We start from the raw sequence: 20,409 nt of genomic DNA on the forward strand, positions 1-20,409 counted from the left end.
GAAGAGCACTGCTCTGAGGTTAGACCCAACGAATAGTCATAAACAGTTGTGCTGGCGACAATAGCAAGAGTGAACCACCTGATCCCTTCCCGAACTCAGAAGTGAAACCTCTTAGCGCTGATGGTAGTGTGGAGTTATCCATGTGAGAGTAAGTCATCGCCAGCTCATTAATTCTAAATCCCCCTCCGCTTAATGCAGAGGGGGATTTTTTTATGCTGAAAAGATTAAAAATAAAAAAAATAGAGCGGAGAATACACGCTAAATTATAAAAAAAATGCATTTATATAAATTAAAATTATGTGAAATATCTATTATTCATCAAAGAATTCGAAAAATGCAAATTATTTTGTGTGATTTTTATACAGCTTTGGTCTAGTTTTTCCAAAAAAAGCCCTTTCAATTGTTTTATTTATAGACAAAAACTGAATAATGAATGTAAATGCTGTAATCGATCAGGCTAAGTTTAAGCCTTTTCATTTAACGGTTGTTTTGTGGTGCTTATTCGTCGTCTTGTTTGATGGCTATGATTTAGCAATTAACGGTGTGGCTTTACCACTTTTAATGAAAGAGTGGGGCATGACGGCTGTTCAAGCGGGAATGCTAGCCAGTACTGCCTTAGCAGGCATGATGTTTGGTGCCATGCTATTTGGGATGCTGGCTGATAAAATTGGCCGTAAAAAAGTCATTATTATCTGTGTTACGTTATTCAGTGGGTTCACTTTTGCGGGTGGCTTTGCTTCAAACCTGACTGAATTTGGTATTTTACGCTTTATCGCGGGTCTTGGAATTGGTGGTGTATTACCGAACTTGGTCGCTTTAACTTCGGAATATGCGCCGCAGAAGTTTCGTAGTACTTTGGTGACTGCGATGTTTAGTGGCTATGCAATGGGTGGGATTATGGCAGCCCTCCTAGGTGTTGCATTTACGCCAACATTTGGCTGGAAGATCATGTTTTTCATTGCTGGTATTCCATTACTGTTTATTCCGATTTTATGGAAATTTTTACCTGAATCAGTCACCTTTTTAGTGAAAGACCAGCAAACAGAAAAGGCACGCAGCATTATTCAACGTCTGGTACCTGAAGAGATTGTAACTTCAGATACTGTTCTGGTGCTGAATGAAGCTAAAGTCCCTGATGCATCTGTCGCTGCCTTGTTTAAAAATGGCCGTGGTATGGGTACAGTTTTATTTTGGTGCTGCTTCTTCATGTGCTTATTGATGGTTTATGCCTTAGGAAGCTGGTTACCAAAACTGATGATGGCTGCGGGTTATTCGATGGGCAGCAGTTTAATGTTCCTCCTTTCTTTAAATATTGGCGCGGTGATCGGCACTGCTGGTGGTGGTGTGCTCGCGGATCGATTCCACTTGAAACCTGTCATTATTAGCATGTTGACTGTCGGGGCATTTGCACTGGTGGGTTTAGGCTTTAATTCACCACAACCTGTAATTTATTTATTGGTTGCACTTGCAGGAGCGGCTTCGATTGGTTGTAGTATTTTGCTATATAGTTATGTGGCGCAATATTATCCATTGGCTGTTCGTTCAACCGGGTTGGGTTGGGCATCAGGGATTGGCCGTGTGGGTGCAATCGTGGGGCCAATTGTCATTGGTGTATTGTTGGGCATGGAATTACCACATAAGTTGAATTTTATTGCTGTGGCGATTCCTGCGGTGCTTGCTGCGATAGCGGTTTCTTTTATCCGTTTAAATAGTGCTGAAGAAGCAGTTAAAACTCAGGTGAAAGGTTCGAGTTGAATCAAAGCATCTTCTTAATCAAATCCCAAAAAGATAAAAGGCTCTCATTTTGAGGGCCTTTATTTTTGCAAAATGGGTGTACCGTTGGGTGATATTCGGTCGTGTTTGAAGGAGAGTGCTATGCTAAAGGTAGCATTAAATAGGGCAGTACAATAACAATGATTAAGCAGCAGAAAAAACTCGAACCTGAGCAAAGTGAACATTTATTCAATACCTTAGAACAACGGTTTCAACAGCATACTGAACGTCATATGCAAATTAGTTGGGCATTTGTCCGAGAACAACTTTTGCACTCTCCTGAAAAACTATATGCGTTACAACAAATGGAAATAAGTGGTGGTGAGCCCGATGTCGTGGCTTTACCGAATACACAAGATGTGTATTTTTTTGATTGCTCAATTGAGTCACCGAAAGGGCGACGGAGCATGTGTTATGACCGAGAGGCACTATTGAGTCGCAAGGATCATCCGCCTCAAAATACAGTACTCGATTGGATACAGGCGTATGGCTTAAGCTTAATGACGGAACAACAATATTATCTTTTACAGCAGATCTTTAATTTTGACTTGAAAACATCCAGTTGGGTTGAAACTCCAGCCGAATTACGCCAGCAAGGCGGGGCAATTTTTTGTGATCAGCGCTATGGTCGTACGTTTACCTATCATAATGGCGCTGCTTCATACTATGCGAGTCGAGGCTTTCGGACTTATATTCAGCTTTAATTGTGGAATAGAGATAAAAAGAAACCCCGACATCCTGTCGAGGTTTCTTTGTATTTCAGTACTTAGATACAACTCCTGTCATATCTCACATCCTGATGTTCAAACTGATTATTGTTGTTTTAAGTTTGGGAAACTTCCTGTTTCCTGATGATTTAAATATACATGGCAGTGCTTGTTGTTCATACAGCATTTTAGCTACGCTATTTGTAAGCCTAAGCTGACAAAAGTAAATGGCTTATATAATTTTTGCTTAGTACTTTAAATCAGCATCGTTTAAATAGGCTGATGAATGCTGGATTGATCTAGTGAAACGGATGATGTTCTACGCAATGACTGGATTTGATGGTTTCTTTTTTAAATATAGAGCATCACTGGTATAGCACGGTTGTAAATCGACTGTGCTGTAAATACAGAACAATATTAAAAAGCCGTATTCATGCATATGATGTTCATCAGAAATATGGCCAATGTTCTCTGATGGGGTGAATATTTGAATAAAAATGTGAAAAGTAATGTTTTTTATGCGGGGGATTAATACTTTTAGCGTTATTTACATTGATTTTTTCAGTAGGTTGAGTATAGACGCAGGATCTTCAAATTTTATGCAGGAAAATAGGTGTAATAAATCATTCCAAAAAGTTTGTTAATTTATAACTAATTTTGCACAATAAATAAGCTGATTAATTGAACGGTTGAATCAGTACACATTATAAAAATGGAATATTTGAAGCAGAAATTACAGAATATTTTTATAAAAGTGAGTATTGTTGAACCATATAAAAGGGAAGTTTAATCGACACACTTTAACCAAGGTTTTGTGAAAACTCCTCTGTTTGTCATTTAGAACCTTGCACCCAAAAGGTCGAAGCTAAATCAAACACTCAAGATTAATATTAAATGGTTCTTTTTTGTTGCGAGATAACCAAATAAAAAGCAATTAAAAGGGACCTAGGTTTAGGTGTTTTATGTCAGGAACTCGTGAAAACTGGACATCACGATCTGGTTTTATTATTGCAGCTGTAGGTTCGGCTGTAGGTTTAGGTAATATTTGGCGTTTCCCTTATGTTGCTTATGAAAATGGTGGCGGCGCCTTTCTTATTCCTTATTTATTGGCGTTAATTACCGCTGGTTTACCTCTGTTATTTTTAGATTATGCAACGGGACACCGTAGCTCGGGGTCACCACCTAAAGCCTATCGGGCTTTGTTTAAAGGCGGTGAAACGCTGGGTTGGTGGCAAGTCTGTGTGTGTATCATCATTGGTTTGTACTATGCCAGCGTACTGACGTGGGCGGGAAGCTATGTTTACTTCTCGATTGGTCAGGCTTGGGGCAGTGACCCTGAAAGTTTCTTCTTTAATACCTACTTACAAACGTCGAAAGCAACAGGTTTTGATTTTCAGTTTGTGAGCCATTTATTTTGGCCAATCGTGGGAATTTGGGCACTGACCTTAATTATTCTGTTTGGTGGGGTTAAAAAAGGTGTTGAATTATCGAATAAGATTTTCATGCCTTTGTTATTCGTTTTATTCACTATTTTAGTAGTGCAATCACTTCGTTTACCCGGTGCAGCAGAAGGCTTAAATGCATTCTTTACACCGAACTGGTCTGCGATGATGGACTATAAAGTGTGGTTGGCGGCGTACGGTCATACCTTCTTCTCGCTTTCCGTGGGTTTCGGGATCATGGTGACTTATGCATCTTACCTAAAGCCAAAGACCAACTTGACTGGTTCGGGGCTGATCGTTGGTTTTGCCAATGCTTCAACTGAAATTTTGGCGGGTATTGGTATCTTTGCTGCATTGGGCTTTATGGCGCATACCGCAGGCAAAGAAGTTCAAGATGTAGTGAGTGGTGGTATCGGTCTGGCATTTATTGCTTTCCCGAAAATCATTTCAAGTCTTGGAGCAGGTGCTGATTTATTCGGTCTATTGTTCTTCTCATCATTATTTGTTGCCGGTATTTCTTCCATGGTGAGTATCTTGGAAGTGCCAATTGCAGCGATGCAGGATAAGTTAAAATGGAGCCGTAAGAAAGCAGTTACCATTATTGGTGGTGGTAGTGCACTGGTTTCAGTGATCTTATTCTCAAGTGTGAATGCGATTAAACTGGTGGATATCGTGGATCACTTTATCAATAACATCGGGATTATCGGTGGTGCACTATTGTCGATTATCAGTGTGGCATGGTTTAAGCGTTCTGCATTGATTGGGCTTCGTGATCACGTGAACCGTATTTCAACGGTTCAATTGGGCAAAGGCTGGGCATTTACTTTAACTGTCATTACCTCATTGATTTTGTTAACGACCTTGAGCATGACCATATTTAACTTACTGAAAAATGGTTATGATAGTTATAGTATGAGTCTACAGGGTGTATTCGGATGGGGCAGCGTGATTTTCTGTGCTGTTGTTGCAATCGTACTCAGTAAAATGAAAGATCGCTAGGAGAGCATAAATGAATACTTCGGCAATCGTGATGATGATCATTTCAATGGTGTTTTTATGGGGTGGACTTGTGTTGTCTATTCTCCACTTGATGAAAAACCCTGAAGAACTTGATGAGGTTCTTGAAGAAGTGAAAGACCAGCATACGTTGTAATACCTGATATAAAATTTAACCCTGAAAATAGGTATTTACCTATTTAAAATAACGCCCGATGAGCTTCATTGGGCGTTATTTTTTTCTATGGAGGTAAAGTGAGTTGGCAGCTTAGATAAGCTTTTTTTGATGAGTTGATTTGGAGCTTATTGTTCACGTCCATTTGGCTCGAAATAAATAAGAATTTAAACGACCAGAAAGCACAAAAAGTATGCTGTACAAATTTTATCTAATAAATATGCAATCACAATAACAACTATGATACAAAATAGTATATAATTGTGACACAGTTTGTACTTTTGCTGGCTAATTCATATGAAAATTAACAAAAAGAAATTTTCTGCTCTGTCGTTTTTATTTTTTTTCATTAGAAGCACATGCATTTCCACAACCGGGAAGCTATATTTCTAACGTTGCATCTGGGGACTATACCGATGAGATGGGGGAATGTTTTATTGGTCAATTCCAATCCCGTGGCATTGGAAGTGCAAAAAATGTACTCACTGACTTTAGTACAAAATCAAAACCAATATGGTGTGGTTGGTGGGGCGGTAAATCTGCCACATGTGTTAACCAATATAGGTAATACTGCTGATCGATATACATTGGGTCTAGTACAAAGTAGCACTGATAATTTTGATTTAAGTAATGTGAAGGTCTATGCAGACCGCGATAAAAATGGTTTACCAGATAATACCGAAGACTTATTGGTGGGATCAATTGAGCTCAATGCGGGTCAATCTTTAGCAGTTGTGCTTGTGGGCAGTATCTCGACCAATGTGTCTTTTAATCAGCTCAGTAGTTTAGACCTCATCTACTAGCGTCGAACCTTTGGGTTTCAGGTGGATATAACTTTGTGGGCTATCAAGATAAAGATCTGATTGATAGTGATACAACGATGGATGGAGCATATTTCCGTTTCCGCTTCAAATTTGACGAAAACTTATTTAACAAAAATAAGCCTTCAGTCAATAAAGCCTTGGAGCCTAAATAATGTTGAAACACCATGCTAAACATGTGTTGTGGCTTCTAGCTTTGGGTACTGTGGTGGCGCATGCTGCAGAGGTCCCTGTCAGCTCAAATTATCCAGTTTCGCAGCAGCAGGTGCATGAGCAATTGCACACTGCAATTGAGCAAGCGATGGACGTACGAGACAAGTACCAGTTAGAAAAAGCACGAACATGGCTGAGTTATGCTGACCATGAATATAGTGAAAAAGCGAAGCGTCAAAATATTGATCTGATCTATCAGCAGGTCTTAGACATTGTATATGCAGATCAGCGTGCAACGTTAAGTATAGAAACACCAATGCTACCGTTTTCCCAACTGATGCGCCGCGATTTATGGACGCGTGCCTCAACCATAAAAACACAGACTGGATTTCAGTGTGCTTATAAAGAACTTGCATAGGCTGAAGTGAATTTGGTTTGGGCGGCTGCTGAGTACCGTGAATTAGGTTGGCATCATTCGCGTGAGATTTTTGCTTCTGCAGAACGGTTGATGGATCAAGCCACATATTTATCTGAAAACCGTGGCACACTTTAACTTAAAGCAGTTCGCTTTTTAGAAAAATTGCAGTAACTGCAATCAGTACACACATGAAAAAAGGAGCCTTTCAGCTCCTTTTAATTTTAAATCTTTTCAATGCGACAATAATAAAAACCATCGCCACGCCCTACTTGTGGGAGTAGTTGGCGACCATGAATCTGCTCAACACCCCAATCGGCATCAATTTTAATTTCTTTCGCATCCGTATGTTCAGCAAAGAAGTCGACCATTTGCTGTTCATTTTCGGCTTTCAAAATCGAGCAGGTGATGTATAGCAATGTGCCGCCGACTTTGAGTTGTTGCCACATATTTTCAAGAATTTGCTTTTGCAGCTGTACTGTTTTAGCAATATCGCCCGACTGACGCAGTAAACGAATATCGGGATGGCGACGGATTACCCCAATGGCAGAACAGGGTGCATCGAGAACGATACAATCTGCAAGTTCAGGTGATGTCCACTTCACCGCATCGGCAGTGATAATGTCGACATACTTTTCATTTAAAGCCAAACGCTCTAAGTTTTCCGAGACACGTTTTAAGCGCTTTTCATCTTGGTCGAGTGCAATCAATTTTTTCGGCTGATACATCTCTAAAATATGCGCTGTCTTGCCGCCAGGTGCTGCACAGGCATCAATTACAAATTTGCCATTCAAGTCGGGTAACAAAGTTGCACAGAGTTGTGCATGTTCATCTTGGACTGAAAAACCACCTACTTCAAAACCTGGTAGGCTTGGGATATGCAGACTGTCATCCAGCACAATGCCGACATTTGAAAGTTCACAGGCATGGGCTTCAATGCCTTCATCTTCTAAAATTTCAAGATATTCGTCACGGCTGACTTGTAAGGTGTTCACTCTTAAGGTTAAGGGTGCAACTTGTTTCAGCTCATAGCTGATTTCAGCCAGTTGCTCGCCCCAGTCCTTTTTCAAACGCTTTGCTAACCAACTTGGCAGATTCGAGGCTTGTTCCAAAACATCGTAGAATTGTTCCGTTTCACGTGTTGCACGGCGCAAAATAGCATTCACCACACCACTTAAGCTTTCCATACCCAATTGTTTGGCTGCTTCTACCGTTTCAGAAATCGCGGCATGCGCTGCAACGCGGGTACACAGCAATTGGTATAAACCCACATATAAACAGGTTTCAACGACTTGGTTTTCCAGTGGCTTAGTCAACAACGGTAAAGTCACTTGTTTAAGCGCATGCCATTGGCGTAAACAGCCAAGAACTAACTCATGGTACAAGGCACGGTCTTTGTCAGACACAATTGCCATGTGTTGCTGAAGTACCGATGCCAGTGATTGACCATTTTGGACAGCCAATAACGTTTTAACAACCTGAGCACGTAAGTTTAGAGTCTTACCTGAGGCGTAGGGAGATTGTTTCATTATAGAATTTGTCCAATATTCAGTTTTTGGGTTTGTAAAATTTGTACGGCATTTAGGGGTTTACCGCCCGGCCATTGCAGAGAGCTTAAACACACCGCGTGTTCATCGCCACAAGCGACATGAACACCGTGTTTATCAATAGCTAAAATGGTGCCTGCAGCTTGAGCTTGCGCATTTTCTTGGGACAACATCGAACCCCAAACGCGCAGATTATTGCTTTCATCAAGTGCGATAAATGCGACAGGCCATGGGTTAAATGCACGAATATTACGGTCGATTTGCACCGCTGTTGAAGTCCAATCAATTTGCGCTTCAGCTTTAGAGAGTTTGTGTGCATAGACTGTCAAAGCTTCATCTTGCACTTCGCGGTTGTCTAAATAGTGCTGCAATGTGCTTTCAGAGGCTAAAACTTTGACCGTCGCTTCGGCCCCTTGTTGTGCCAATTTGTCATGCAAGCTTGCAGAGGTATCTGTAGCTTCAATCGGGCAGTAGGTTTTATACATCATATCGCCCGTATCCAAACCTGCGGCCATTTTCATAATGGTGACCCCAGTTTCGGTATCTCCAGTAGAAATTGCGCGTTGAATAGGCGCTGCACCTCGCCAGCGTGGCAACAGTGAACCGTGAATGTTCAAACAGCCATATTTAGGTGTATCCAAAACCACTTGTGGCAAAATAAGGCCATAAGCAGCCACCACCATCACATCTGCATTTAAGGCTTTGAGCTCAGTTTGAGCAGCTAAACCTTCTTCAGTTGAGGATTTAAAATGTAGCGGTTGATACACAGGAATATCATGCGCTAAAGCCAACTGCTTCACGGCTGAAGCGGTAAGTTTCTGCCCACGACCTGCTTTACGGTCAGGTTGTGTATAGACTGCTACAATTTCGTGTTCTGTTTTTAGGAGAGCGTCTAATGCCACAGCCGCAAATTCGGGCGTGCCTGCAAAGATGATTTTCAAGAAATACTCGGAAAAAGGAGAAGATTAAAACAATTATAGCAAAACTCGAGCAGCTACAGATTTATCCTGCATAAAAAGCTGATAGAGCGGTTCTAACTGAATGATGTACGAGAGTTTTATTCAAAAAATAGCGCAAGGCTCCTTGATAGCGTATCGCTCAAAATCTGTATTTCATATAAATAAAACTCATGCAAAATTTAAAAATTATTCATAGAAGTTTTGTATTGCAAGGCGATTGAACGGGTTATAGTAGTTTCCATATGCAATTGAATGTCAGCTCATCGGTTAAAATGTAGCACGCAAACTTACTGCCTTCGATAATTTAGGTCGAGATGCCTAAAAACGAGATTTACGCAGAATGTGAATATGTTATGTTTAAATTTTTGACAGTTTGACACTCTCAGAACTCAGATTTTAGCCAGAGTGAATGTGGACATTCATCTCAAGCACAACTATGTTGGAAAAGTACAATGCCTGACTATCGTTCAAAAACATCAACACACGGAAGAAACATGGCGGGTGCGCGTGGCTTATGGCGCGCAACGGGGATGAAAGATGAAGACTTTGGTAAGCCGATTATTGCGGTAGTCAACTCATTCACTCAATTTGTACCGGGTCACGTTCATTTAAAAGACTTAGGTCAACTTGTAGCACGCCAAATTGAGAAAGCAGGTGGCGTAGCTAAAGAGTTTAATACCATTGCCGTTGATGATGGTATTGCGATGGGCCACGATGGCATGCTGTATTCATTGCCTTCACGTGACTTGATTGCGGACTCGGTGGAATACATGGTCAATGCACACTGTGCTGATGCGATGGTGTGTATTTCAAACTGTGACAAAATTACCCCGGGCATGTTGATGGCATCTATGCGTCTGAACATTCCTGTGGTGTTCGTCTCTGGTGGGCCGATGGAAGCGGGTAAAGTGAAAATCCGTGGCAATGAACACGCGATTGACCTTGTTGATGCCATGATCGTCGCAGCAGATGACAGCTTCACTGATGAAGAAGTGGCTGAATACGAACGTTCAGCTTGTCCAACCTGTGGTTCATGTTCAGGCATGTTCACTGCAAACTCAATGAACTGTTTAACCGAAGCGTTGGGACTATCGCTTCCGGGCAATGGTTCAACTTTAGCGACACATGCGAATCGTAAAAAACTATTCGAGCGCGCTGGTCAGTTGATTGTTGAAATTACCAAACGTCATTACGAACAAAATGATTACAGTTTGTTGCCACGCTCAATTGCCACCAAAGCAGCCTTTGAAAATGCCATGACGCTTGATATTTCAATGGGCGGTTCAACCAATACCGTTCTACACTTGTTGGCAGCGGCGCATGAAGCAGAAGTTGACTTTACCATGACCGACATTGACCGTTTGTCACGTAAAGTGCCTGTACTGTGTAAAGTTGCACCTGCAAAACAAGATGTGCACATGGAAGACGTACACCGTGCAGGTGGCATCATGTCGATCTTGGGTGAATTAGACCGTGCAGGTTTGCTGGATACTTCTGTACCGACTGTGCATGAAAAAACCTTAAAAGATGCTTTGGACAAATGGGATATCATCCGTACTGAAGATGAAGATGTTTACCAATTCTTCCGTTCAGCACCGGGTGGTGTACCGACGCAAACCGCATTTTCACAAGACCGTTACTACTCTCGTTTAGATGGTGACCGTGACAATGGCGTGATTCGTAATGCTGCGCATGCCTTCTCTCAAGATGGTGGTTTGGCTGTCCTGTACGGTAACATTGCACTTGAAGGCTGTATTGTGAAAACAGCGGGTGTAGATGATTCCATCTTAAAATTCAACGGCACGGCCCGTGTGTTTGAAAGCCAAGATGCTGCAGTAGAAGCGATTCTAGGGGGCAAAATCATTGCTGGCGATGTGGTGGTGATTCGTTACGAAGGTCCGCGTGGTGGTCCGGGTATGCAAGAAATGTTGTATCCAACCAGTTACTTAAAATCGAAAGGCCTTGGTAAAGACTGTGCTTTACTCACCGATGGTCGTTTCTCGGGCGGTTCATCAGGTCTATCGATTGGTCACGTGTCTCCTGAAGCGGCTGAAGGCGGTGCAATTGGTTTGGTGGAAGATGGCGACCGTATCGAAATCGATATTCCAAACCGTAGTATTCACTTAGCGGTGGATGAAGCAACCATGGCTGCGCGCCGTGAAGCACAAGAAGCCAAAGGCTGGCAACCTGCTGAGCAGCGTCCACGTAAAGTGTCTAAAGCCTTAAAGGCTTATGCAATGCATACCACCAGTGCGTCTAAAGGCGCAGTACGTGAAATTTAATCGGTAGGTTTTACGGATAAGAAAGAGCACTCCTTTGGGGGTGCTTTTTTATTGATTAATGAAAATAGCACAGTCACATTTTACAGTACGGTTTGTACTGTTATTGCGTAGATGAGATTTTACTTTTGACGACACAAAAGTAATAAAATGCCTTTGCTCCCCTGATATGGCATCCCTGTCATACAGTGAAACAGCGACATCCATATTGTTTCATCATGTGATCTGATTTGGTAGAAAAAACAATAAATGGGTTCATGTAATACCCAGCGAGTCGCTTTCATGTCTAGCCTGCTTTCTATACAATAAAAACAGAAAAAATTGCCAAGACTGTAGAGCAATACGCAGCCATCGCTAAGGACAAATACAATGAGTAAAGACAATATCCGCGAACATTCAGCCCCAGTTTATGAAGGCATTGAAAATGCGCCTGCACGTTCCATGATGCGTGCCACAGGCTTTAAAGATTCAGACTTTACTCGTCCCTTTGTTGGTATTGCGTCTACTTGGGCTAATGTCACGCCATGTAATATGCATATCAATGAACTGGCACGTGAGGCCGAAAAAGGGGTCAATCAAGCTGGTGGTAAAGGCATTATTTTTAATACCATCACCATTTCAGATGGTATTTCTAACGGCACCGAAGGTATGAAGTATTCATTGCTGAGCCGTGAAATTATTGCGGATTCGATAGAAGCGGTGGTGGGATGCCAAGCCTATGATGGCGTGATCGCGATCGGTGGTTGTGACAAAAATATGCCGGGTTGCATCATGGGCTTAGCCCGTTTAAACCGTCCAGGTTTGTTTGTTTATGGCGGTACAATTAAGCCTGGCGCAGGACATACCGACATGATTTCCGTCTTTGAAGCTGTGGGTCAGCACGCCAAAGGTGAAATCAGTGCCATTCAAGTCAAACAGATTGAAGAAGTGGCACTGCCGGGGCCGGGTTCATGTGGTGGCATGTACACTGCAAATTCGATGGCCTCTGCGATTGAAGCCTTGGGCATGAGTTTGCCGGGCTCCTCTGCACAAGAAGCGGTTTCTGATGACAAGCGGATCGACTGTCAAAAAGCAGGTGAAGCGGTGATGAATTTACTGCGCTTAGACCTGAAACCACGCGATATTATGACCAAAGCTGCATTTGAAAACTCAATTAAAGTGCTGATTGCCTTGGGTGGTTCGACCAATGGTGTGCTGCACTTACTGGCAATGGCACATACTGCTGGGGTTGAGCTGAGTTTGGATGATTTCGTCCGTATCGGGCAAGATATTCCCGTAGTGGCCGATGTGCGTCCATCTGGCAAATATTTGATGTCTGAGCTGATCGCGATTGGGGGCATTCAACCGCTGATGAAGCGAATGCTTGATGCTGGCATGCTCGATGGTTCATGTTTAACGGTCACTGGAAAGACCTTGGCGGAAAATTTGGCTGAAGTTGAAGACTATCCAGAAGGTCAGCAGATTATTTTACCGTTCGACGCGCCAATTAAAAAAGACTCTCACTTAGTGGTGCTCAAGGGTAATCTTTCTCCAACAGGTGCTGTGGCTAAAATTACCGGCAAAGAAGGCCTGTACTTTGAAGGGCCCGCACGTGTCTTTGAAGGTGAAATCGGCGCGATGCGTGGCATTTTAGATGGCGAAGTTCAAGCGGGTGAAGTGGTGGTGATTCGTGGTGAAGGGCCTAAAGGTGGACCGGGCATGCCTGAAATGCTGAAACCGACCTCAGCGATAATTGGTAAAGGACTCGGTAAATCTGTGGCGCTGATCACCGATGGTCGTTTCTCTGGTGGCAGTCATGGTTTTGTCATTGGTCACGTGACCCCAGAAGCCTATGAAGGTGGGCCAATTGGTTTAGTGCAAAATGGCGATAAAATCTCAATCAATGCAGAAACCCGCGAAATGACGTGGCATATTTCGGCAGAAGAGGCCGCAGCGCGTCAAGCCGCGTGGGTGAAACCACAGCCGAATTATCGTTATGGGGCTTTGGCCAAGTTTGCAAAACTGACCACTGGTGCGGAAAAAGGCGCGGTAACTGATCTAAATTTAGATGTCTAATTGATCATTTTGCTGTGAATTGATATAAACCCTTGTAGTACTTTCAAGGGTTTAATTTAGAGGCTTTGCTCATGTCACTGTTGCGTCGATGGTTCGATCCGATTCGATCGCGTTGGTTTTATCAAAAACCGATTCGTCAAACGGTCGTATCTACAGAACAAGGCTTGAGTATTCATTTACGCCTCGACGATGTATATAGCTATTTAGCGGTTCAGCAGTTACCACAAATTGAAGAAATTTTAGCGGATGAACTGAAGCCATTGAAGGTGGTCATTTCCAGTCAGGCTGCTGAACCTCCGAACCAAATGTCGGCTTTGGAATGGCAAACTTATTGTTTAAATGATGCCAAAATTCTGTCGCGTCAGCACCGTTTTAGCTTTCACGAAACGCCAGAACAACCCAGTCCAGAGGCATTGAGCCAAGCAGAAACCATCTTGCGGCATACGCCGCTGCGTGGGCAGGACTTTTTGTATTTGCTTGAAGATGTGTTTCACATGCTGTGGCAAAAACAAGAAGGTAAGCTGCGCACCTTATATGCGATGGCCAGCCGTCATCATCAAGAGCAAAACTTTCCAGAACGTATTTTTAATGATGATGCGGTACTGGCCAGTTACTTCCAGCTCGGTGACCGTCAGTATCATGCCGTCGATGATCTGCTGCGTTTAACGCGCCGTTTAAAACAACAAAAATTATTTACCGATAACCCAATTTTCTTGATCAATCATATTGATTGGCGTGAGCATTTGATTAATGATGCTGAAGAATTAAATGAAATTCAGGCGCTCGATCCAGAGTTAGACCTATACATTGCGCTGGAAGATCCAATTTCATGGTTGTTATTGGCCTATATTAAAGAAGAACTGGCCGATTATTATAATATTCAGCTCAATGTCTATCCGCTCAGTTATCACGGTCGAGATGGGTTTGATTGGAGTTTGGCAACGCGCTTATCCAAACGGACAGAAATCAAATTCACACCGTTTTGCCGTCCGACGCAAGCAGCCACTTTGGCGATGGCGCAGTTATTTTATAGCGTGCCTGAAGAGCAGCGTATTGATGCCATGTATCGGATTTTGAAAGCCGTTTGGACCCAAGGCAAAGATGTATCCTTTAAATCGCATTTTGATCAACTGATGCAAGAATTGGAAATCACAGCATTGATCACCGAAGATGTGGAAGCCAAGCTTCAAGAAAATGACATGCTCTGTGAAATGAAGTCCCAGCCTGATTTCCCCGTGATTGAACTGCGTGTGGATGGGCAGAGCTATGTCTTTAATAGTTTGTATCGCGTCTGGATGATTGAAAGTATTTTCAGTAATGTGCTGGAAGATCAATATAAAACCGACCCTGTGGATGAAAGCGAAGGCTGAGTTTTGTATACCTCTTATTGATCAAAACAGTCCAATAACACATGAAACCTAAAGCCGATGGTGTTTTTAGGCTGAGTTATTAAAGTGCTTATTAATAATGTTAATGAGGTTTAACAATTAAATTCATTGTTAAATTTTATTAATAAATAGGCTTCCAAATGAAAATGATTATAATTGGCATTCTTTCTGTCTGTTGATCGATGTTATGCGTTTTCATATTTCTTCTTTGAGCTTATCCATTCTGGCCATGATGACTACAGCAGCGTTTGCTCAGGGCGAGACACTGGAAACAGCATCATCCCAAGTTTTACCGACTTTGCAATTTGAAGCCCAAGATGCAGATGACAAAGCGGCATATGCAGCAAAAACTGCATCAGCTGTTTTGCGTTCAGATGCACCGCTGTTTGAAACTGCGCAATCGATCAGCGTGATTAGTGAAAAACAACTCGAACAGAAACAAGCGAAAACACTGTCTGAAGCCTTGCAGGGTGTAGCGGGGGTCACCGCAGGACAGTATGGTCGCCGTGGTTGGGATGACTTTATTATTCGTGGGCAGGTTTCCAGCGCACAGACCTATGTCGATGGCTTGCGTATTCAAACTTCTGATAATGCCCTACGTTCAGAAGACATCAGTGGTTTACAGTCGATTGAAGTGGTGAAAGGGCCGACATCGACTGGTTTTGGCTTTGCCTTGCCGGGCGGCTTAGTTAACTTAACCACCAAACGTCCTGAAGTTGAAACTTTTTCTCGGGGCAGTGTGAGCTATGGCAGCAATGCCTTTGTGGATGGCACATTTGATATCAACTATGCACCAAATGATAGCGAAAAAGGGGCGTTTCGTGTGGTGGGGCATGCCTCTGACCAAGATGATCCAACTGATTATGTTTATTATAAAAATTATTATATTGCACCATCTTATAATTTTGACTTAGGTGAAAAAGACGAACTGTCTGTGATTGCCAGCTATCAGCATCGGGATTTTATTCGCCAGCAGGGGATTCCCTATAGTAATGGCGCTTATAAAAACTATTCACAGACCTTATTTTTTGGCGCGCCGAATCTAAGCAATACGGTCGATGTTTTGCGCTTAGGGTCGAACTATGCGCATTATTTTGATAATGGCTGGAGCTTTAAGCAAAATTTTGCAGTCACTACAACCGATGCAGATAATAATCCTGTATTGGCAGCTAGTGGCGCTTTTTTACCAACCTTCAAACGGACGGTAGAAAGACAGATTAAAGATGATGTAAATTTTGCATTAGATAATAATGTGTCACGTCATTTCGACTGGGGCAAAACCCAATATGATTTGATGGTGGGTTTGGACATGATGCATGAGCGTAGTGATTATGAACGGAGAAGTTATACAGCAACAACGGATTTTAATGCGGACAATCCTGTTTACACTTCAATGGCAAAGGCGACCAAAATTAAAACGCATCAAATTACAGATACCCAATATATGGGTGTATATCTACGTAATAATTTAAAAATTGATGATCATTGGATCTTAGGCTTATCGGGTCGTCATGATTGGACGCAAGTTGAAATTGATAATATTTTAACGAATACAACGACCAAAAATTCAGATAATGCTTTTACGGGTAATGCGTCCTTGATGTATCAAATCAATGATATGTTTGCCCCTTACGTGAGTTATGCAACCTCTTTCTTTCCTGTGAGTGATGCTGGTGCAGATGGTACGCTGCTGGACCCAGAAGAAGGGGAACAATATGAAGTTGGTGTGAAGTTCCAAGGGCTGAATCAAAGACTGCAAGGCTATGTGGCTTATTATGATTTAACTCGTCAGAATGTCACAGAGCCAGATTCAACAAATACTCATCACGTACAAATTGGTGAGCAAAAGACCAAAGGCTTTGAGACAGAGTTATCAGCTACGTTGACGGATCAATGGAACCTGACCGCAACCTATAGTTATATTCCAACTGCAAAAATTACTGAAAGTGAAACCAGCAGCGATATTGGCAAGCGAATTAACCATGTGCCTAAAAATGCCGCCTCTTTATCAACCCAATACTTCTTTGCAGATGAGCAATTGGGTTGGAATATTGGTGCCAGTGCGAATTATCAAGGTGCGCGTACAGCACAACGTGGGACTGATTATGTGCCACTATCGAGCTATACGCTGTATGACGTCAGTGCCGGTTATGAGGCGAAAAATTGGGGCGCAAAATTCAGCGTAAAAAACCTGTTTGATAAAGAGTATTTAGTCGGAACCACGCCAAATGCACAATTGGTGAGCTGGGGCGATCCACGTACTTTCCGCTTCAGCCTAAATTTCAAATACTAAGCAGAATTACAGCGCATCACATCTGGATTCAATAACAGTTGAGTCCAGACCATTCTTTCCAGTAAGCCTCAATCTTTGGTTGAGGCTTACTTCTAAAAACAGTGATATGAGCCCAGATTTAAATTTTATAGCATGGCGCTAAGTGTTTAGAGAGAAGCGTCATGCTTGCTTTTGTTATTTTTGTTTTTGCTGTCGCAGGCATGATTAAGGGCACCATTGGCCTAGGTTTGCCCGCCGTGTCGATGGGACTTTTATCTTTGGTGATTAGTCCATTTCAAGCGGCAACTTTGCTCATAATCCCTTCCATGGTTACGAACTTCTGGCAATTGTTTGCAGAAGGGCGTGTACTGCGACTGGTACAACGCTTTTGGCCATTGCTGGTGGGCATGATCATTGGTTCAGTTTGGAGTGTTTTTCCTACACTTGGACATGGCGAATTTCAAAGTGAAGCGCTGTTGGGCGGGATGTTGGCCATTTATGGTCTATATGGTTTGTTTGCCAAAAACATGCCCAACTTAGCCCCGTATGAAAAATATTTATCACCAATCATGGGATATTTGGGCGGTGCTTTGACGGTGGCGACAGGGGTGGTGGTGATTCCCGTGGTTCCATATTTGCAGTCCTTGCATTTGAAACGGGATGATTTGGTACAATCGCTCGGCCTTGCCTTTACCGTTTCAACTTTATGTCTTGCTGTGTATTTACATCTAAATCCTGTTGAAGACACTCCCATTGACTATCAACTGTCGTTGATCGCTCTGCTTCCTGCATTGCTCGGAATGTGGTTGGGCACTAAAATTCGCTACCGCATCCCTGAGCAGGCCTTTCGTAAGGTGTTTTTTGTGGGCCTAGTCTTATTTGGCAGTTATATGGTTTTACATCAACTGGGCTGGCTTTAATGCGGCATGAGTTGGTCATGTTGGCTCAAGAGGAATTGACTAAAGCGTTGATAATCTGCGGGGAGCTGATCAAAACACCGTGCTGCTAACAGCAACTTGCGGTTGGCCCATTTGCCTAAGAGTTCAATCTGCTGAAAGTCATACTGCACTTTTAAACGCAGTGCTGCCCGTTTGGGAATAATCGCAATGCCGACGCCATTGGCGACGACTTGGGCGATCGCGGCAAAGTTCGGCACCCGTAGACGATAATGGATGTCACAGCCTAAGCGTTTGGCTTGCGCTTCTATGGACTGTTGTAAGGAGTGATATTGCATGAGGCCCACAAACGGATGTTGCAATAATTCACCCAGCTCCAGTTGAGCCGCAGTGGCAAGTGGATGCTGGCTTGGGCAGATCAGTACCAACGGGTCTTCAGCAAACTCTTGAGTTTCAAGCTGCCCTGCATCAAAAAAACCAGAGATCAGCCCCAACTGCGCCGTACCTGTACTGAGGGCCTGAATGATGTCATTGGTTTCGGCTTCTTTTAATTCAATATGGAGCTTCGGATTTTCCATTAAATACTGCGGCAATAAATGAGGTAAGTACTCACTCTGCGCCGATGAGTTGCACCACAATATAATGTTGCTCGTTGCACTGTGAGCAAAGGGCAGCATGGCTTGTTGTAATTGCTGCTGTTGTTGCAGTAAGTGCTGCGCATGTTCCGCAAAGGTTTGTCCAGCAAGGGTCGCTTTTACCCCAGTTGCATGGCGGGTAAATAAACTCACTTCAAAATGCTGTTCTAATTTTTTAATCCGCTCACTGGCGGCTTGTAAAGAAATGGCGGAACGTTCTGCACCTTTGGTCAAACTGCCTGTACTCAAGATATTGATAAACAATTGCAGATCAAAAAAATCAAGGCGCATGGCAGGGTCAAAGCGGAAAATGTTGCTTTATCTTAGTCCTTTTTGCGTTTTGAGACATACCTTTAGGTGTAATAGGAGTCAGAGCATTAGACCAAAAAAAGCAGCCCGAAGGCTGCGATCAACAATGGATAATCAAAATATCAGATAGATTAATCTTTTTGCCCTAAGCTGAAGAACCAGTTTAAGAACAACGCTGCAAACGTAGCAGTACCAATACCACCCAAGTTAAAGTTGCCAATTTGTAAGGCAAAATCACCTGTACCTAAAATTATGGTGACTGCTGCGACCATCAGGTTTTTGTTCTGTGAAAAATCGACTTTGTTTTCAATCCAGATTTTTGCACCTGCGATGGTAATCAAACCAAACACCACAATCGACGCACCGGTTAAAATCGCGGTCGGAATGGTATGGATGATGGCACCAAATTTCGGAGACAGACCTAAGAAAATGGCAAACACACCTGCAATGGCAAAAATGATAGTCGAGTAAACTCGTGTGACTGCCATGACCCCAATGTTTTCACCATAGGTGGTCATGCCTGGAGCGCCGACACCACCGGCTAACGTCGTTGCTACACCATCGGCAACAAATGCTTTACCAATGTGTGGATCTAGGTTTTCACCAGTCATCGCACTCACGGCTTTGATGTGACCGAGGTTCTCTGCCACCAAAATTAATGCGATCGGTGCAATGATCATCATGGCATTGGCATTAAATTCAGGTGCATGAAAAGTCGGTAAACCAAACCAAGCGGCTTGTTGAATCGGGGCAAAATTAATCGCTGTGCCATAGCCCATAACATTGGTCACGATGAAATAGACCAAGTAAGACAGTAACAAACCAATTAATAATAAGAGACGTTGCAATAAACCACGAGTAAAGACGGCAATCGAGCCCATACATAATACGGTAACCAGTGCCATCCACATATTAAAGGAATTGCCCGCAACGCCTTTGACCGTCACTGGGGCAAGGTTGAGACCAATAATCATCACCACAGCACCTGTCACCACAGGCGGCATCAGTTTTTCAATCCACTTGGTGCCCGTTGCCATGACCATAAAACCAAACAAGGTATAGAGCACGCCGCAGGCAATAATACCGCCGCCCGCCATAGCTAAGTTTGGATTGAGTGCGCCTGTGCCCGATGCGGTATAGCCCGTTGCTGCAATCACGACCCCAATAAAGGCAAAACTTGAACCTAAATAACTTGGAACACGTCCACCCGTCATAATAAAGAACAAGATGGTACAAATCCCGGACATTAAAATGGCAAGGTTGGGATCGAAGCCCATCAAGAAAGGTGCAAGAACCGTTGCTCCAAACATGGCAAAGGCATGCTGCACACCTAAAATTGCACTTTGTGAAGCAGGGAGATATTCACTTGTGCCAACAGGACGTGCATCGATATTGCCTTCGTACGAGCGCCATTTGGGAAACCAATTGGACATTTTTTGAGCACCCTAAAGATAAATTGTGCACATCATACTCTTGTTTTTTAGAAGATTTAATCAGTGATACAAAAAATTGTTCAAACTAATCTTATGACTTTTCAGAACTTTTTACCGCATGGTAAAAATTTATATTTTTAAAAATAATGATAAA

At 42.8% G+C, this 20,409-nt stretch carries 16 protein-coding genes, 1 rRNA gene and 1 pseudogene; 14 read left to right on the forward strand and 4 right to left on the reverse strand.

Translation table 11 applies throughout. The features are described 5' to 3' along the window. Window positions 1-50 precede the first annotated feature (50 nt). The 9 genes and pseudogenes from rrf (at window position 51) to ACF8FD_RS05960 (ending at window position 6,620) form a co-directional block, all read left to right on the forward strand. Window positions 51-165 (forward strand): 5S ribosomal RNA (gene rrf, locus ACF8FD_RS05920). 264 nt (window positions 166-429) lie between these two features. Beyond that, complete coding sequence (locus ACF8FD_RS05925; RefSeq protein ID WP_325087752.1) at window positions 430-1,755, forward strand: MFS transporter; 1,326 nt, start codon at window positions 430-432, stop codon at window positions 1,753-1,755. A 161-nt stretch (window positions 1,756-1,916) separates the two neighbouring features. Beyond that, window positions 1,917-2,477: a DUF4256 domain-containing protein gene (locus tag ACF8FD_RS05930; RefSeq protein WP_165382186.1), complete on the forward strand. Its 561-nt coding sequence runs from the start codon at window positions 1,917-1,919 to the stop codon at window positions 2,475-2,477. A 965-nt stretch (window positions 2,478-3,442) separates the two neighbouring features. After that, complete coding sequence (locus tag ACF8FD_RS05935) at window positions 3,443-4,921, forward strand: sodium-dependent transporter (RefSeq protein WP_058870589.1); 1,479 nt, start codon at window positions 3,443-3,445, stop codon at window positions 4,919-4,921. 10 nt (window positions 4,922-4,931) lie between these two features. Beyond that, window positions 4,932-5,075, forward strand: a complete 144-nt coding sequence (locus tag ACF8FD_RS05940) for a methionine/alanine import family NSS transporter small subunit (protein ID WP_081313279.1) — start codon at window positions 4,932-4,934, stop codon at window positions 5,073-5,075. A gap of 434 nt (window positions 5,076-5,509) precedes the next feature. After that, window positions 5,510-5,896: a hypothetical protein gene (locus tag ACF8FD_RS05945; RefSeq protein WP_130235405.1), complete on the forward strand. Its 387-nt coding sequence runs from the start codon at window positions 5,510-5,512 to the stop codon at window positions 5,894-5,896. After that, window positions 5,887-6,069 (forward strand): annotated as a pseudogene (locus ACF8FD_RS05950) (hypothetical protein); the annotation flags it as partial. The gene ACF8FD_RS05945 and the pseudogene ACF8FD_RS05950, both read left to right, overlap by 10 nt. After that, a complete protein-coding gene (locus ACF8FD_RS05955) occupies window positions 6,069-6,485 on the forward strand; it encodes a hypothetical protein (RefSeq protein WP_205667433.1) in 417 nt (138 codons plus the stop codon). The pseudogene ACF8FD_RS05950 and the gene ACF8FD_RS05955, both read left to right, overlap by 1 nt. A gap of 6 nt (window positions 6,486-6,491) precedes the next feature. Then, a complete protein-coding gene (locus ACF8FD_RS05960; RefSeq protein ID WP_017396977.1) occupies window positions 6,492-6,620 on the forward strand; it encodes a hypothetical protein in 129 nt (42 codons plus the stop codon). 86 nt (window positions 6,621-6,706) lie between these two features. Here the strand turns inward: ACF8FD_RS05960 and rsmB are convergent, their stop codons facing one another. Together rsmB and fmt are read right to left on the reverse strand one after the other, a co-directional pair. Then, a complete protein-coding gene (gene rsmB, locus ACF8FD_RS05965; RefSeq protein ID WP_130235516.1) occupies window positions 6,707-8,011 on the reverse strand; it encodes a 16S rRNA (cytosine(967)-C(5))-methyltransferase RsmB in 1,305 nt (434 codons plus the stop codon). After that, window positions 8,011-8,970: a methionyl-tRNA formyltransferase gene (fmt, locus tag ACF8FD_RS05970; RefSeq protein ID WP_114392629.1), complete on the reverse strand. Its 960-nt coding sequence runs from the start codon at window positions 8,968-8,970 to the stop codon at window positions 8,011-8,013. The genes rsmB and fmt overlap by 1 nt, the downstream gene beginning before the upstream one ends. Before the next feature lie 470 nt (window positions 8,971-9,440). Between fmt and ilvD (ACF8FD_RS05975) the strand changes: the two genes are divergently transcribed. The 5 genes from ilvD (ACF8FD_RS05975) (at window position 9,441) to ACF8FD_RS05995 (ending at window position 17,902) form a co-directional block, all read left to right on the forward strand. Beyond that, window positions 9,441-11,270 (forward strand): dihydroxy-acid dehydratase, encoded by a 1,830-nt coding sequence (gene ilvD / locus ACF8FD_RS05975; protein WP_130235515.1) that lies wholly within the window; start codon window positions 9,441-9,443, stop codon window positions 11,268-11,270. A 366-nt stretch (window positions 11,271-11,636) separates the two neighbouring features. Beyond that, window positions 11,637-13,322 carry a dihydroxy-acid dehydratase gene (gene ilvD, locus ACF8FD_RS05980; RefSeq protein WP_130235514.1) on the forward strand — a complete coding sequence of 562 codons (1,686 nt, stop codon included), beginning with the start codon at window positions 11,637-11,639 and terminating at the stop codon, window positions 13,320-13,322. Between the two features lie 71 nt (window positions 13,323-13,393). Further along, the gene (locus ACF8FD_RS05985) at window positions 13,394-14,692 is read left to right on the forward strand and encodes a hypothetical protein (protein WP_130235513.1); all 1,299 of its coding nucleotides are present in this window, start codon (window positions 13,394-13,396) and stop codon (window positions 14,690-14,692) included. Between the two features lie 205 nt (window positions 14,693-14,897). Next, window positions 14,898-17,003, forward strand: coding sequence for a TonB-dependent siderophore receptor (locus tag ACF8FD_RS05990; RefSeq protein ID WP_130235512.1), 2,106 nt, complete (start codon window positions 14,898-14,900; stop codon window positions 17,001-17,003). Window positions 17,004-17,164: 161 nt separating this feature from the next. Continuing rightward, window positions 17,165-17,902: a sulfite exporter TauE/SafE family protein gene (locus ACF8FD_RS05995; RefSeq protein ID WP_062031789.1), complete on the forward strand. Its 738-nt coding sequence runs from the start codon at window positions 17,165-17,167 to the stop codon at window positions 17,900-17,902. On the opposite strand, the gene ACF8FD_RS06000 is transcribed toward ACF8FD_RS05995, so the two are convergent. Beyond that, complete coding sequence (locus ACF8FD_RS06000; RefSeq protein WP_114837491.1) at window positions 17,899-18,804, reverse strand: LysR family transcriptional regulator; 906 nt, start codon at window positions 18,802-18,804, stop codon at window positions 17,899-17,901. The genes ACF8FD_RS05995 and ACF8FD_RS06000 overlap by 4 nt on opposite strands. 149 nt (window positions 18,805-18,953) lie before the next feature. Then, window positions 18,954-20,255, reverse strand: a complete 1,302-nt coding sequence (locus ACF8FD_RS06005) for a solute carrier family 23 protein (protein ID WP_058870574.1) — start codon at window positions 20,253-20,255, stop codon at window positions 18,954-18,956. Window positions 20,256-20,409 lie beyond the last annotated feature (154 nt).

The sequence above is a fragment of the Acinetobacter sp. TYF_19 genome (genome assembly GCF_043105125.1).
Taxonomy (GTDB): Bacteria; Pseudomonadota; Gammaproteobacteria; order Pseudomonadales; family Moraxellaceae; genus Acinetobacter; species Acinetobacter johnsonii.

Excerpts from the sequence above, each read along its gene's own strand:
- ACF8FD_RS05925 (WP_325087752.1), top strand. The coding sequence starts at position 430 with ATGAATGTAAATGCTGTAATCGATCAGGCTAAGTTTAAGCCTTTTCAT.
- ACF8FD_RS05935 (WP_058870589.1), top strand. The coding sequence starts at position 3,443 with ATGTCAGGAACTCGTGAAAACTGGACATCACGATCTGGTTTTATTATT.
- ACF8FD_RS05940 (WP_081313279.1), top strand. The coding sequence starts at position 4,932 with ATGAATACTTCGGCAATCGTGATGATGATCATTTCAATGGTGTTTTTA.
- ACF8FD_RS05945 (WP_130235405.1), top strand. The coding sequence starts at position 5,510 with ATGAGATGGGGGAATGTTTTATTGGTCAATTCCAATCCCGTGGCATTG.
- ACF8FD_RS05955 (WP_205667433.1), top strand. The coding sequence starts at position 6,069 with ATGTTGAAACACCATGCTAAACATGTGTTGTGGCTTCTAGCTTTGGGT.
- rsmB (WP_130235516.1), bottom strand. The coding sequence starts at position 8,011 with ATGAAACAATCTCCCTACGCCTCAGGTAAGACTCTAAACTTACGTGCT.
- ilvD (WP_130235515.1), top strand. The coding sequence starts at position 9,441 with ATGCCTGACTATCGTTCAAAAACATCAACACACGGAAGAAACATGGCG.
- ilvD (WP_130235514.1), top strand. The coding sequence starts at position 11,637 with ATGAGTAAAGACAATATCCGCGAACATTCAGCCCCAGTTTATGAAGGC.
- ACF8FD_RS05985 (WP_130235513.1), top strand. The coding sequence starts at position 13,394 with ATGTCACTGTTGCGTCGATGGTTCGATCCGATTCGATCGCGTTGGTTT.
- ACF8FD_RS05990 (WP_130235512.1), top strand. The coding sequence starts at position 14,898 with ATGCGTTTTCATATTTCTTCTTTGAGCTTATCCATTCTGGCCATGATG.
- ACF8FD_RS05995 (WP_062031789.1), top strand. The coding sequence starts at position 17,165 with ATGCTTGCTTTTGTTATTTTTGTTTTTGCTGTCGCAGGCATGATTAAG.
- ACF8FD_RS06000 (WP_114837491.1), bottom strand. The coding sequence starts at position 18,804 with ATGCGCCTTGATTTTTTTGATCTGCAATTGTTTATCAATATCTTGAGT.
- ACF8FD_RS06005 (WP_058870574.1), bottom strand. The coding sequence starts at position 20,255 with ATGTCCAATTGGTTTCCCAAATGGCGCTCGTACGAAGGCAATATCGAT.